At 71.5% G+C, this 13,182-nt stretch carries 12 protein-coding genes; 6 read left to right on the top strand and 6 right to left on the bottom strand.

The window, feature by feature from the left end; all coding sequences use genetic code 11:
* Positions 1-41: 41 nt before the first annotated feature.
* Together ACZ6KY_RS08720 and ACZ6KY_RS08715 are read left to right on the top strand one after the other, a co-directional pair.
* Complete coding sequence (locus ACZ6KY_RS08720; protein WP_469309578.1) at positions 42-593, top strand: hypothetical protein; 552 nt, start codon at positions 42-44, stop codon at positions 591-593.
* 353 nt (positions 594-946) lie between these two features.
* On the top strand, positions 947-2,398 hold the full coding sequence (locus tag ACZ6KY_RS08715) for an amidase (protein WP_469309577.1): 1,452 nt from the start codon (positions 947-949) through the stop codon (positions 2,396-2,398).
* 222 nt (positions 2,399-2,620) lie between these two features.
* On the opposite strand, the gene ACZ6KY_RS08710 is transcribed toward ACZ6KY_RS08715, so the two are convergent.
* Entirely contained in the window at positions 2,621-3,565 is a 945-nt protein-coding gene (locus ACZ6KY_RS08710) for a helix-turn-helix transcriptional regulator (RefSeq protein ID WP_469309576.1), read from the bottom strand.
* Between the two features lie 237 nt (positions 3,566-3,802).
* Here ACZ6KY_RS08710 and ACZ6KY_RS08705 point away from each other — a divergent pair, with 237 nt between their 5' ends.
* Positions 3,803-4,255, top strand: a complete 453-nt coding sequence (locus ACZ6KY_RS08705) for a hypothetical protein (RefSeq protein ID WP_469309814.1) — start codon at positions 3,803-3,805, stop codon at positions 4,253-4,255.
* Entirely contained in the window at positions 4,252-4,743 is a 492-nt protein-coding gene (locus ACZ6KY_RS08700; protein ID WP_469309575.1) for a hypothetical protein, read from the top strand. The genes ACZ6KY_RS08705 and ACZ6KY_RS08700 overlap by 4 nt, the downstream gene beginning before the upstream one ends.
* 112 nt (positions 4,744-4,855) lie before the next feature.
* Here the strand turns inward: ACZ6KY_RS08700 and ACZ6KY_RS08695 are convergent, their stop codons facing one another.
* Positions 4,856-5,161: a 4a-hydroxytetrahydrobiopterin dehydratase gene (locus ACZ6KY_RS08695; protein ID WP_469309574.1), complete on the bottom strand. Its 306-nt coding sequence runs from the start codon at positions 5,159-5,161 to the stop codon at positions 4,856-4,858.
* A 500-nt stretch (positions 5,162-5,661) separates the two neighbouring features.
* On the bottom strand, positions 5,662-6,732 hold the full coding sequence (locus ACZ6KY_RS08690) for an ADP-ribosylglycohydrolase family protein (protein ID WP_469309573.1): 1,071 nt from the start codon (positions 6,730-6,732) through the stop codon (positions 5,662-5,664).
* Between the two features lie 27 nt (positions 6,733-6,759).
* Here ACZ6KY_RS08690 and ACZ6KY_RS08685 point away from each other — a divergent pair, with 27 nt between their 5' ends.
* Both ACZ6KY_RS08685 and ACZ6KY_RS08680 read left to right on the top strand, forming a co-directional pair.
* A complete protein-coding gene (locus ACZ6KY_RS08685) occupies positions 6,760-7,596 on the top strand; it encodes a helix-turn-helix domain-containing protein (protein ID WP_469309572.1) in 837 nt (278 codons plus the stop codon).
* Between the two features lie 169 nt (positions 7,597-7,765).
* Positions 7,766-8,629: a helix-turn-helix domain-containing protein gene (locus ACZ6KY_RS08680; RefSeq protein WP_469309571.1), complete on the top strand. Its 864-nt coding sequence runs from the start codon at positions 7,766-7,768 to the stop codon at positions 8,627-8,629.
* Between the two features lie 44 nt (positions 8,630-8,673).
* On the opposite strand, the gene dnaK is transcribed toward ACZ6KY_RS08680, so the two are convergent.
* The 3 genes from dnaK to ACZ6KY_RS08665 all read right to left on the bottom strand — a co-directional run bounded on the left by dnaK (position 8,674) and on the right by ACZ6KY_RS08665 (position 13,032).
* Complete coding sequence (dnaK, locus tag ACZ6KY_RS08675) at positions 8,674-10,551, bottom strand: molecular chaperone DnaK (protein ID WP_469309570.1); 1,878 nt, start codon at positions 10,549-10,551, stop codon at positions 8,674-8,676.
* Between the two features lie 142 nt (positions 10,552-10,693).
* Positions 10,694-11,119: an OsmC family protein gene (locus tag ACZ6KY_RS08670; RefSeq protein ID WP_469309569.1), complete on the bottom strand. Its 426-nt coding sequence runs from the start codon at positions 11,117-11,119 to the stop codon at positions 10,694-10,696.
* 176 nt (positions 11,120-11,295) lie between these two features.
* On the bottom strand, positions 11,296-13,032 hold the full coding sequence (locus tag ACZ6KY_RS08665) for a vWA domain-containing protein (protein ID WP_469309813.1): 1,737 nt from the start codon (positions 13,030-13,032) through the stop codon (positions 11,296-11,298).
* Positions 13,033-13,182 lie beyond the last annotated feature (150 nt).

The following is a 13,182-nucleotide window of genomic DNA, read 5'->3' as shown; positions in this document are numbered from 1 at the left end:
CCGATACCGTCACCCCACCACGAACCATCCCTGGGGGGACCATGTCGTACAACCAGCAGCCGCCGTTCGGATACGGGCGGGCACCCGTGCCGCCCGGGCCCGCACCGCAGCCGGCCAGACCCCGTTGGGCGCGCAAGCGCTACGTGCTGCCCACGATCGCCTTCGCGTTCCTCGTCGGCATCGGCGCCGGCGGCAGTGACAGCAGCGGCAAGGACAGCGGCCAGAAGAACAACACCACGAAGGCCGCGGCCGCCACGGTGCGGCCCGCCCCCACCGTCACCATCACGGCGACGGCGACCGCGACCGCGACCGCGAAGCCGAAACCGGCACCGACGGTGACCGCGACGAAGACGGTCAAGGTGAAGGTCACCGTCACCGCGAGAGCCGCCTCCGGCAGCGGCTCCGGTGGCAGCAGCGGCAGCGGCAGCGGAACCAGCGTCAGCACCTGCTCGATCACCTCCAACGCCGGCAACTGCTACTCGGCGGGCCAGTACTGCCGCAACAGCGACCACGGCGCCAGCACGACCACCGCGGGCGGCACCAGGATCACGTGCTCGTACCGGTCCGGCGGCTGGCGCTGGACGTACAGCTGACGTCGACGCCGTCACCTGCGGACAGCCCGCCCGCACTTCCCGCGCCAGGCCCCTGGAGACCCATGGACAGCGGAGTCGAAGCACCGCGAAGACCATGACGGAACCTCATCGACGGCGGCATCCTTGTCGCCGTCCCGGCCGTCCAGTCAGCGACCTGATGTCCGAGAGCGGCACACCTGGCCCGGCGGGCCCCTCGGGGCCGCCGGGTCCGGTGGGGCATCCCGGTCCTCACGGGGCGCCCGGTCCGGCCGGCGTCTTTGGCCGGAGACGAACATGACGAGTATTGAGACATCCATTCCGTTGCGCGAAGCGACATTTCATGACCTGTTCCAGAGGCCGATACGGTCGGATTCATGGAGTGGAATTTTCAGACGGCCGAAGAACTCACGGCTGCCTTACGTGCCGGTGAAGTGACCTCGACAGAACTGACCGACGCCGCGATCGCCCGTATCGAGCGGGACGACAAGGCGATCAACGCGGTCTGCGTGCCGGACTTCGACCGCGCGCGGGCCGCGGCACGCGGTGCCGACCAGGCGCGCGCCCGCGGCGAGGACCGGCCGCTGCTCGGCATACCGGTGACGGTCAAGGAGTCCTACAACATCGCCGGGCTGCCCACGACCTGGGGCATGCCGGTACACCGGGACCACATGCCGGCCGAGGACGCGGTGCAGGTGTCGCGGCTCAAGGCCGCGGGCGCGGTGGTGCTCGGTAAGACCAATGTCCCCTTCGGGCTGCAAGATGTGCAGAGCTTCAACGACATCTACGGCACCACCAACAACCCCTGGGATCACGGTCGAACGCCGGGTGGTTCCTCCGGCGGATCAGCGGCGGCCCTGGCGTCCGGATTCGGGGCGCTGTCCATCGGCTCCGACCTCGCCGGCTCGTTGCGCACCCCCGCACATTTCTGCGGTGTCTACGCACACAAGCCCACACTCGGGCTGGCGGCGGCCCGCGGCATGGTCCCGCCGCCCGGGCCGGCCCTGCCGGTCGAGCACGACCTCGCCGTCGTCGGCCCGATGGCGCGCACTGCCCGCGACCTCGCGCTCCTGCTCGACGTCATGGCCGGACCTGACCCGCTGACGCTCGGCGTGGCGCACGACTTGACGCTGCCGCCCGCGCGCCACGAGCGGCTCGGGGATTTCCGGGTCCTGGTCCTCGTCGAGCATCCGCTCATTCCGACCGGGGCCGCTGTGCGGGCGGGCGTGAACCGGGTGGCCGACGCCCTTGTCGAGGGCGGCGCGCGCGTCGAACGGCACAGTCCGCTGCTGCCCGATCTGACCGAAGCCGCGACGCTCTACACGCAGTTGCTGTTCTCTAGCTCCGTCGCGCGCTTTCCCGTCGAAGCGTACGAGGAACTGCGGGCCCGCGCCGCCGGACTGAGCGCGGACGACCGGAGTCTCGAAGCGGCACGGCTGCGCGGCATGGTGTTCAGCCACCCCGACTGGATCGAGGCGAACAGCCGTCGCGAACTCCACCGCCACGGCTGGCGGCAGCTCTTCGCCGAGTTCGACGCGGTGGTGTGTCCCATCACTCCCACTCCCGCGTTCCCGCACGACCACAACCCCGATCCGAGGGAACGCCGGATCGACATCGACGGCGTCGAGTACCCGTACTTCGACCAGCTCGTCTGGGCCGGTCTGCCCACCATGCCCGGCCTGCCCGCCACCGCCGTGCCGGCGGGCCCCTCCCCCGAGGGTCTGCCGGTGGGAGTTCAGCTCATCGGTCCGATGTTCGAGGACCGCACCCCGCTGCGGCTGGCCGAACTGCTCGAGCAGAGGATCGGCGGCTTCCAGGCACCGAAGTAGGGCGTGTTACCCGGGTGTCCGCGGATCTCCCCAGAGCGGTCGGACCCTGAATTCGGCGGCCGTCCGGACGAGTCGGACGGCCGCCAGGGCCGAGCCGATCGCGCGCCTGCGGTGCTGCCGTCGCGGGTGCCGCACGATGGATACCTCCTGACAGGACAGACTGCTTCTGCCCTGTCAGTTCCCGCCTACCGCAAGGGAGTCGCCGCTCGCGGCACGTGCTCTCTACGCGTATCTGCGGGCCAGTTCGGCGACGGTTCCGGCGATGCGGGCGCGCAGTTCGGGCGGTTCCAGGACTTCGATCGCCGTCCCGAGCCGCAGGAAGTCGTCGTGGGCCTGGTTCTCGGACTCGATGGGAACCGTGGCGAGCGTCCAACCACCCTTTTCCGTGCGCCCGTTGGCCGCCACCGCCTGCGCGGCGGGACCGCTCAGCCGGGTTCCGGGCGCGATCCGCACGACCGCCTCCGCGCGGTGCAGCCGCTCGTGGAAGTCCCGCTGGTACGCGGTCCAGTGCGCCGCCAGATCGAATTCCTCGGGACGGGTGAACTCCTCCCCGGAGGCGGTGAGTTCGAGGATCTGGTCCACCCGGAAGGTGCGCGGCCCCGGGCCGGCGACGACGTACCAGCGACCCGCCTTCAGGACGAGACCGTACGGCTCCAGGCGCCGCTCCACGTCGGTGGGTTCGCGCCAGCGGCGGTAGAGGATGTGCAGGACACGGCCGTTCCACACGGCGTCGGCGACGGCGGAGAGATACGGGGTCTCGTCGGCGTCCGCGTACCAGCCATACGCGTCAAGGTGGAAGCGGCCGCTGACCCGGTCGGCGTGCACGCGCAGTTCGGCCGGGAGGGCGGCGCGCACCTTGAGCTGGGCCGCGGCGAGCACCGAGCCGAGACCGAGTTCGGCGGCGGGTCCGGGCACCCCGGCGAGGAAGAGCGCCTCGGCCTCCTCCGTGGTGAGGCCGGTGAGGCGGGTGCGGTAGCCGTCGAGCAGCCGGTAGCCGCCCGCGTGTCCCGCGTCGCCGTACAGCGGGACGCCCGCCGCGCTCAGTGCCTCGACGTCCCGGTACACGGTCCGGACCGACACCTCCAGTTCCTCGGCGAGTTGGGCCGCGGTCAGTCTGCCGCGGGTCTGGAGCATCAGCAGGATCGAGATGAGACGGCTGGACTTCACTGACATATGGTGTCAGTGAAGCGGGCTTAGCGTCCTGCCATGGCTTCAGCGAACTCCACGACTTCTCCAGCCGCCGGTACGTCTCCGGACGCCGGCACTTCCACTGACGCGGACACTTCTACGACCGTCGGCACTTCCACGGCCTCGACCGGCTTCGCGACCTCCACAGCGGCGGCGGCCTCGGCGCCTTCCGGGACCTCCGCGGCCTCCGTCGGCTTCAGGGAGAAGTTCCTGACCGTGCCGCCGCCCATCGAGGTGGCGGGGCGGCGGATCAAGCGGTACCACGTCACCGCGGACCCGGCCGGGATCGAGCCCGAGGTCGAGCGGGCGGCGTACGCGATGCTGCCGCGACTGCTCCCCGAGCCGGACGGCACCCCGCCCGCCACGTTCGTCGTCCTGCACCGGGGCGGCGACGACGGCGCCTACTTCAACGCGTACAGCTGGGTGTGGGACAACGTCCTGCACTTCCAGTGCGCCGCCGCGGGCCAGCCGGTGCTGGGCTGCCCCGACCGGGACCCGGCCCGCTTCATCATCCCGGACCTCCCGTGGATCGGCTGCGTCTGGGAACTGCCGCCGATCCTGCACGAGCGGGACGCCTGGGTGCGGCACCTTCTCGCCTCCGAAGTACCCGACCTGGAGGCCTACTTGACCGACTCGCTGCCTGAAGGAACCACGGGAGACCGCGCATGAGCAACGGCCGGGCCAAGGCCGCCGCCCTCCGCGACTTCGACTTCCTCCACGGAGACTGGGACGTCGTCAACCGCCGCCGGACCGACTTCCTCGACCCGGAGAGCGACTGGGAGGAGTTCGCGGCTGTCAGCCACTGCTGGAACCTGTTCGGCGGGGCGGCGAACATCGACGAGATCGACGTACCGAGCCAGGGGTGGACCGGGCTGACCCTGCGGCTCTTCGACGTGGAGACCGAGCAGTGGTCACTGAACTGGTCCTCCAGCCGCAGCGGGAAGCTGTTCCCGCCGGTGCTCGGACGGTTCGGGTCGGACGGGCGGGGCGAGTTCCACGGCGACGACACCCATGACGGGAAGGACGTGCGGGTGCGGTTCGTGTGGTCGGGGATCTCGGAGACGACGGCTCGCTGGGAGCAGGCGTTCTCCCTGGACGGGGAGAACGCCTGGCTGACCAACTGGACCATGGAGTTCACGCGAAGGACGGCCGTCTGACCACGGCCCCGGAAACGGGCCTGGGCCGCACCGCTCGCGGCCTGGCCGTGCTCGGCGGCGTACGCCGTGACGCGTTCCGCCCTGTCCGGGCGTGCGCGGTGCGCCACAGAGGTCAGTTCGCCCCGTGCCCCGGCGCGAGTTCCTCCACTCTGCGGGCGAGATCGAAGTCGAGCGCGGTGACGGCGCCGCCGACGCTGTGCGTGTTCACGGTGAGGGCGATCGTGTTGTAGCCGAGGGTGAGGTCGGAGTGGTGGTCGAGCTCCTCCTGCACCTGGGCGATGTGCACGACCATCGCGGTCGCCGCGAAGTGCGAGCCGAGCCGGTAGGTACGGGCGAGCCGGTCACCCTCCAGCGACCAGCCGGGCAACTCCGCCAGCCGTTCCTCGGTCTCCTTCTGCGCCAGCGCTTCGACGGCCATGGACTGTGTCCCTTCGTACGGCGGGTGAGATGTCCGGGGTGGGGCGATGGGCTCGGGGTCAGGCCTTGCCAGCGTGCCACAGCCGCACCCGGCAGGCAGGGCACGAGCGGCGCGGCTCACCGGCGGGCTGCCCGGTTGCCGCGTCGGCGGCCCCGGCCGGGGTGGCCCGGCGGTGGCCCAGGCCGGGGTGCCTCGACGACGGTCCCGGTCCGGGCGACTCGGCGGTGGCCCAGGCCAGGGTGGCCCGGCGGTGGCCCGTCCCTGGGTCGTTCGCCGGCGGCCCAGTCCAGGGCGGATCGGCGACAGCCGAGCCCACGGAGGCTCGTCGGCGACCCGGCCCAGAACAGTTCGCCGACGACCCGGCCCAGGACGGCTCGCCGGCGGCCGAGCCCAGGGTGGCTCGGCGATGAAGGCCCGGGGCGGATCGCCAGCGGTGGCCGGGCGGTGGACGTCCTTCGTCCGGCGGCGGGGCGCCGGGGCGGTCCCCGCCGGCCCGGGGCTCACCGTCGTACGCACTCCGTCGCGAAGTCGTCCGCCAGGAGCGTGATCGTGGCGCGCCCCTCGATCCGCTCCAGCCACTCCTGGGGGAGCCCGTGGTCGCCGTGCCGGGCGCCGAGGAGGTTGCCGCAGATCGCGCCGGTGGAATCGCTGTCGCCGGAGTGGTTCACGGACAGGAGCAGGGCGTCGGTGACGCGGGGCACGGCGAGGGCGCAGTAGACGGCGATGGCCAGGGCCTCCTCGGCGATCCAGCCGGCGCCGAGGGACTCGGCCTTCTCCGCGGTCGGAGCGCCTTCGGAGGCGAGGTCGAGGGCGCGGTTCAGGGCGGCCGTGGTCTCCTCGTGCCCGGGGTGGCGGGCGAGCAGCCGCAGCGCACGCAGGACGGCGCCCTCCAGGGAGTCCCCGGAGACGAGGTGGGCGACGATCGCCGCGAGGGCTCCTGAGGCGTAGTACCCCGTGGGGTGGCCGTGGGTCATCTGGGCACAGCGGGCGGCCATGCCGAACGCGGTGTCGGCCGGGGCGCGGGTGAGCCCGAACGGCGCCGAGCGCATGACCGCGCCGCACCCCTTGGAATCCGGGTTGACGGGCCCGGGCGGGCCGAGCTCGCTCATCGGGTCGGGACAGTGGTCCCGCTGTCTGAGCCCGGAGAGGCAGGCGTTGCCGGGTGCCCGGCGTGCGTACAGCCAGGTCTGCGCGGCGAGTCCGCCGTGGACGTCCGGGCCGGGTGCCGGCTCGGTCTGTGTGTCCAGCCACCGGCCGTACGCCCAGCGCACCAGCCGGGACCAGCCGCCCCCGATGCCCTTGAGCCGCTCGCGGGCGTGCGCCTGCTGAAGACCCTCCACCGTGAACAGCGTCATCTGGGTGTCGTCGCTGATCCGGCCCACCACCCCGTCGGCGTCGGGGACGGGTCCGGTCACCCCGCGCGGTCCGTGCGCGGCGCGGATCCGGTCAAGGGAGTCGAACTCGACGGGGTAGCCGAGGGCGTCGCCGAGCGCGCCGCCCAGCAGACAGCCGCGGACGCGTGCCCGGTAGAGGGCCTCCGCCTCCCAGGACAGGTTCCACAAGTCGTTCACGTGCCACTCCTCGACTACGGTCCTCGTATGCGCATTGTCCCGTCTCGTCCCGCCGCCGTCTCAAGTGCCTCCGCCGAGAAGGGTGTCGGACCGCTGCTGCGCGGCTGGCGGGAGGAGCGGCGGGTGAGTCAGCTGGAACTGGCGCTGCGGGCGGGCTCCTCGGCCCGGCACATCAGTTTCGTCGAGACGGGCCGCGCCCGCCCCAGCGAGGAGATGGTGCTGCGGCTCGCCGAACACCTCGACGTGCCGGTACGCGAGCGCAACGCGCTGCTGCTCGCGGCCGGTTACGCCCCGCACTATCCGGAGACCCCGCTCGACGACCCCTCGATGGACGCGCTGCGCGAGGGCGTGGAGCGGCTGATCCAGGGCTACGAGCCGTATCCGGCGCTGGTCGTCGACGCGACGTACGACGTTCTCGCCGCGAACCGCGGCATCGCCATGCTGCTGGACGGCGTCCCGGAACGGCTCCTCGTTCCGCCGCTGAACGCGATGCGGCTGACCCTCCACCCGGAGGGCCTGGCGCCGCGCATCCGCAATCTGCGCGCGTGGCGGGACCATCTGCTCGCCCAGATGGACCGGCAGATCGCGCTGCGCCGTTCGCGGCCGCTGCGCGCGCTGTACGAGGAGGTGGCGGCCTATCCGGTCCCGGACCGGGACGCGGCCGAGGACGACGAGCCGTTCGGGCCCGCCCCCCGCTTCGCGCTCCCGATGCGGATCGAGCACGACGGCCGGGTGCTGTCGTTCATCTCGTCCATCTCGACGTTCAACACCCCGATGGACGTGACGGTCGCCGAGCTGGCCATCGAGACGTTCCTCCCGGCGGACCCGGCGACGGTCAAGTACCTTCATTCACGGCATTCGTGATGGTCCATCACCGTCCGTGTGCCGATGATCCAGCAGCCGAGTGCGGTACACGTCAGGATCACCGGCCAGTCAAATCGCCCTGGATGCCGATGTGTTGGGGCCAACCTCCGATGGTTCTCCACGGACATGGCACACTGCACGCATACTTCGGCGCGTGGGGAGGCGTGGCGTGAGTGAGCGGCGACCAGCGCCCACAGTCGGGCAGGTGGTTCTGGGGCGACGGCTGCAGGAGCTGCGCGAGGCCGCGGGCCTGAAACGGGAAGAGGCGGCACGCGTACTGCGGGTCGCCCCGGCGACCGTACGGCGCATGGAGATGGCCGAGGTCGCCCTCAAGATCCCGTACGTGCAGGTGCTGTTGACGACGTACGGTGTGGCCGACGACGAGGCGGACGTCTTCGTGGCGCTGGCCGAGGAGGCGAACGAGCCGGGCTGGTGGCAGCGGTACCACGACGTGCTGCCGGACTGGTTCAGCATGCACGTCAGCCTGGAGGGCGCGGCCCAGCTGATCCGCTCGTACGAACCGCACTTCGTGCCGGGGCTGTTGCAGACCGAGGAGTACGCGCGGGCCGTGCTGGAGGCCGGGACGGTCGGGCAGACGGGCCCCGACGCCATCGACCGGCATGTGGCACTGCGTATGAAGCGGCAGGCACTGCTCACCCGCGAGAACCCTCCCCATCTATGGGTGATCATGGACGAGACGGCGTTGCTGCGCCCGGTGAGCATCCGGGGTGAGGTCATGCGCGAGCAGATGGACCGGCTCCTCGAATGGGTCGAGCTCGATCATGTGACGCTCCAGGTCGCGGAGTTCGCGGCCGGCCCGCACCCGGGGACGTACACCTCCTTCGCGCTGTTCCGCTTCGCCGAGCGGGAGCTGCCGGACATCGTCTACAGCGAGTACGTGACCGGCGCCCTGTATCTCGACGCGCGCGAGGAGGTGGCCCTGCACCTGGAGGTGCTGGACCACATGTCGGCCCACTCCGCCTCCGCCCAGCGCACCAAGGAACTCCTGCGGGAGTGCCGCGAGCGCTACTGAGCGGGCCCCGGACCGGGGGCCGGGCAGGTCACCACTCAACACGCCTAGGCGGCGCCGTCCTTGGCGGTACCGTCCCGCTCCTCGTCCACGATCTCCGCGTCCACCACGCCCTCGTCCTCGCCCGGGGCGTGCTCGGTGGGCGGCTGGTCCTCCGGCGACGACTGCTGCTGGACCCGGGCGTACATGGCCTGGCCCATCTGCTGGCTGACGGTGGCCAGTTTCTCGATGGCGCCGCGCAGGGCCGCGGTGTCGGTGGAGGAGTCCTCCAGGAACTGTTTCAGTTCGGCGGCCGCCGAGGCGACCTCGGCCTTCGTGTCGGCGGGGACGCGCTCGTCGTTCTCGCGGACGAACTTCTCCGTCTGGTAGACGAGTTGCTCGCCGTGGTTGCGGGTCTCGGCGGCCTCCCGGCGGCGGCGGTCCTCCTCGGCGTACTGCTCGGCCTCGCGCACCAGGCGGTCGATGTCGTTCCTGGGCAGCGCCGAGCCGCCGGTCACGGTCATCTTCTGCTCGCGTGCGGTGGCCAGGTCCTTCGCCGAGACGTGCATGATCCCGTTGGCGTCGATGTCGAAGGCGACCTCGATCTGCGGGACCCCGCGCGGCGCGGGCGGCAGACCGGTGAGGTCGAAGACTCCGAGCTTCTTGTTGTACTCGGCGATCTCGCGCTCGCCCTGGTAGACCTGGATGCCGACCGAGGGCTGGTTGTCGGCGGCCGTCGTGAAGATCTCCGAACGCCGGGTGGGAATCGTGGTGTTGCGCTCGATCAGCGTGGTCATGATGCCGCCCTTGGTCTCGATGCCGAGGGACAGCGGGGTGACGTCGAGGAGCAGCACGTCCTTCACGTCTCCCCGGATCACCCCGGCCTGGAGTCCGGCGCCGACGGCCACGACCTCGTCCGGGTTCACGCCCTTGTGCGGGTCCTTGCCGGTGAGTTCCTTCACCAGGTCGGTGACGGCGGGCATCCGGGTGGACCCGCCGACCAGGATGACGTGGTCGACGGCGGACAGCTTCACGCCGGCGTCCTTGACGGCCTGGTGGAAGGGGGTCTTGCAGCGGTCGAGCAAGTCGGCCGTCAGTTCCTGGAACTGGGCCCGCGTCAGTTTCTCGTCGAGGTGCAGCGGGCCTTCGGCGGTGGCGGTGATGTAGGGCAGGTTGACGTTGGTCTCGGTGGCGGAGGACAGCTCGATCTTGGCCTTCTCGGCACCCTCGCGCAGCCGTTGCAGCGCCATCTTGTCGCGTCCGAGATCGATGCCGTGCGCGGCCTTGAAGCGCTGCGCGAGGTGTTCGAGGATCCGCTGGTCCCAGTCGTCGCCGCCGAGCCGGGTGTCCCCGTTGGTCGCCTTGACCTCGATGACACCGTCGCCGATCTCCAGGAGCGAGACGTCGAAGGTGCCGCCGCCCAGGTCGAAGACGAGGACGGTCTGCTCCTCCCCGCGGTCGAGCCCGTACGCCAGGGCGGCGGCCGTCGGCTCGTTGATGATCCGTAAGACCTTCAGGCCCGCGATCTCGCCGGCCTCCTTGGTGGCCTGGCGCTGCGCGTCGTCGAAGTAGGCGGGCACGGTGATCACGGCGTCCGTGACGTCCTCGCCGAGATAGGCCTCGGCATCCCGTTTCAGTTTCTGCAGCACTCGCGCGGACAGTTCCTGCGCGCGGTACCGGGTGCCGTCGATGGTGCCTTTCTCGGGAAACCGCCAGGTCACATCGCCCATGTACCGCTTCACGGACCGCGCGGTGCGGTCCACGTTCGTCACGGCCTGCCGTTTGGCGACCTCGCCGACCAGCACCTCGCCGTTCTTGGCGAAGGCCACCACCGAGGGCGTGGTGCGCGCACCCTCGGCATTGGCGACGACCGTGGCCTCACCCCCTTCCAGGACGGCCACCACCGAGTTCGTCGTACCGAGATCGATTCCGACCGCACGTGCCATGTCCGTCCCCTTCCGCCAGGGCTCTGCCCGCCCTCAAGCACAAGACGCGCGTTCCCGCTTGTCAATGGCGCGGACGGCCTGGCGGGGGCGGACACGCCGATGCCGCGCCCCCACGGGAGGACGCGGCATCGGCGTACGGGCGTCAGGCGAGCTTCGCCGACAGGGTGATCGTCGTGCCGGTCAGGGCCTGGCTGACCGGGCAGTTCTTCTTGGCGTCCTCGGCCGCGGCGACGAAGGCGTCGTTGTCGATGCCCGGAACCGTGCCCTCGACGGTGAGGTGGATGCCGGTGATGCCCTCGCCGGGCTGGAAGGTGACATCGGCGTTGGTGAGGAGCTTGGTGGGCGGGGTGCCGGCACCCGCGAGGGCGTGCGACAGCGCCATGGAGAAGCAGCTGGAGTGGGCGGCCGCGATCAGTTCCTCGGGGCTGGTCCTGCCGTTCGCGTCCTGGGCCCGCGACGCCCACGTCACCGGCTGCTGGCCGATGCCGGAGGAGTCGAAGGTGACGACGCCGTTGCCCTCGAGCAGGTTGCCTTCCCACACGGTGTGTGCGGTGCGCGTGGTTGCCACGATGATTCCTTTCGGGTGTGGTCCCGTTGCCGGGGTCCGTGTCTCCCATCCGATCACACCTGGGCCCGGTACACCCCGCGGATCGGGTGGCGACCTGCCGGGGCGTGTCCGGGATTTCCCCGACGAGGTCCGGGAAAGGGTCTGCTGACGTACCGTCGCCGGGGCGCCGGGGGGGGTCAGGTCACGTGGAAGACCGGTCCGCGCGCGGTGAACGGGAGCCGTGCGCTCTTCGGAATCAGATAGGCGTGCTCGCGCCGCACCCGCAGCACGTCACAGTATCCGTCCGTGATCACCAGGACGGGCGCGCCCGGCGGGAAGTCGTCGGCGCGGTGCAGCAGATCGATGCCCGGTTGCAGCACCGTGCCGCCGCGCCCGTGCACCCGCACGCGTCCGGCGATCTCCGTGACGGGCAGATAGCCCGCGTCGTGCGGGGCGGCGTCGCAGAACACCACGCGGGCGGCCGGTACATCGCGGGCCTCGGCGTACGAGGCGATGGCGCCCAGCGCCTTGCCGAGCAGGGTGCGGTCCATGGAGCCGGAGGTGTCGAGCACGACACCGAAGGTGCAGCGGGCGATCTCCTCGGGCGGGAACCAGCGTCCCGCGCGCGGGATGTCGGGGGTGGCCGCCTGCCGACGGGAGGGACGCGCGTACGACCGCAGGGGCTCGGGGCGGGGCACGAACTCGTCGAACCAGCGGGCGAGCCGGGCGTCCCAGGGCAGCGGCGGATGGCTGAGCGCGCGGATCTCCTCGACCAGGCCGCCGGGCAGGAAGCCGCGCTCCTGCTGCTGGTGCAGATCGAGACCCCGGGCCAGACCGCGGCGGTAGAACTCGTCGAGGTCGACATAGTCGCGCGGCGAGCCGAGCGGGCCGCCCAGGATGTCGCCCGCTCCCTTGCCGCGCAGCGTGGCGAGGCGGCGCATCCGGCGCAGATCGCCGGCGATCCGGTCGTAGACCTCCTCGGCCGAGAGGTCCTTCAACTCCGCGTCGTACAGCAGCCCGTCGGGCATCGTGCCGATCTGCATCTCGCGCAGCCAGCCGTTGATCACATAGTCGGCGGCGATGTTGAAGAGGTACCGGTCACGGGTGCCGGTGCGGTCGCCGTGGCGCAGGGCGGCGTGCAGCATCTCGTGGGCGAGGACGAACCGCCATTCCTCGTCGCTGAATTCGCGCAGCGGATTGACGTAGATCTCGGCCGCGTCCGTGTCGACGGCGGCGACGGAGATGCCGTAGGCGCGGGCGATCTCGGCGTCGGCGACGAGGGTGACGCCCGCCGCGACGCCACCGAGCAGCGGGTAGGACGAGACGAACCAGCTCAGCGCCCGCTCCCAGGGCTGGAGCCGGGTCGGCCCTCCGCGCATGGAATCGCGCCGGCCGCCCGCCACGTCCATCGCGTCGGCCATGGTGCGGGTCAGCGCGTGCGCGAAGGCCACCTGCCAGTCGGGCGGGGTACCGCCCATCCAGGTGTTCCAGGGCACCAGCACCTGGTCCGGGTCGCCGCCCGCCGTACCGCAGTGCTCGTACATGGGCGGGATGCCGTCGCGGCGCCAGCGCGCGGCGAGCCGTTCCTCGTCGCCGTCCGGGTAGGAGGCCGGAAGGTTCTCGGGGGTCAGGCCGACCGGGAAGCCGAGCAGGAAGCGGTTCACCACCACGCAGCGGGCCGCGAGGTCGAAACGGTCCGGCTGCTCGCGCGTCCCGGCGCCGGCCGGGACATGGCCGAAGCCCAGATGGATGACGGCGTGGGCCACGGCCCAGGCCCAGGCGGCGGGTTCGGCGCGGAGGGTGTGGTTGGCGTGCACGGTCCCGTCGGAGTCGACGGCCACCAGTCCGTTCCGGGGAGCTGTGGCGCACGTCTCCTGCCGGCAGGTGCTGAAGCCGATGGCGGCCAGCGCGCGGTTGGCCCGCACGAGCCGCATGCCCTCGGCGAACGCCTCGGCGGCGGGATCGGGCCGGTCCTTGGCCTTGGGGTCGGCCTTGCGGGCGCGGCTCACCGCACGGCCCCCGCCGCCTTGGCCGCCCCGACGACCCCAGCCGCTCCGGTCACTCCGGCAGCCCCGGCCACCTCA

This window comes from Streptomyces sp. NPDC042002 (assembly GCF_055588305.1).
This window is presented reverse-complemented; position numbering and strand designations above follow the sequence as displayed.

Excerpts from the sequence above, each read along its gene's own strand:
- ACZ6KY_RS08720 (WP_469309578.1), top strand. The coding sequence starts at position 42 with ATGTCGTACAACCAGCAGCCGCCGTTCGGATACGGGCGGGCACCCGTG.
- ACZ6KY_RS08715 (WP_469309577.1), top strand. The coding sequence starts at position 947 with ATGGAGTGGAATTTTCAGACGGCCGAAGAACTCACGGCTGCCTTACGT.
- ACZ6KY_RS08700 (WP_469309575.1), top strand. The coding sequence starts at position 4,252 with ATGAGCAACGGCCGGGCCAAGGCCGCCGCCCTCCGCGACTTCGACTTC.
- ACZ6KY_RS08695 (WP_469309574.1), bottom strand. The coding sequence starts at position 5,161 with ATGGCCGTCGAAGCGCTGGCGCAGAAGGAGACCGAGGAACGGCTGGCG.
- ACZ6KY_RS08685 (WP_469309572.1), top strand. The coding sequence starts at position 6,760 with ATGCGCATTGTCCCGTCTCGTCCCGCCGCCGTCTCAAGTGCCTCCGCC.
- dnaK (WP_469309570.1), bottom strand. The coding sequence starts at position 10,551 with ATGGCACGTGCGGTCGGAATCGATCTCGGTACGACGAACTCGGTGGTG.
- ACZ6KY_RS08665 (WP_469309813.1), bottom strand. The coding sequence starts at position 13,032 with ATGCGGCTCGTGCGGGCCAACCGCGCGCTGGCCGCCATCGGCTTCAGC.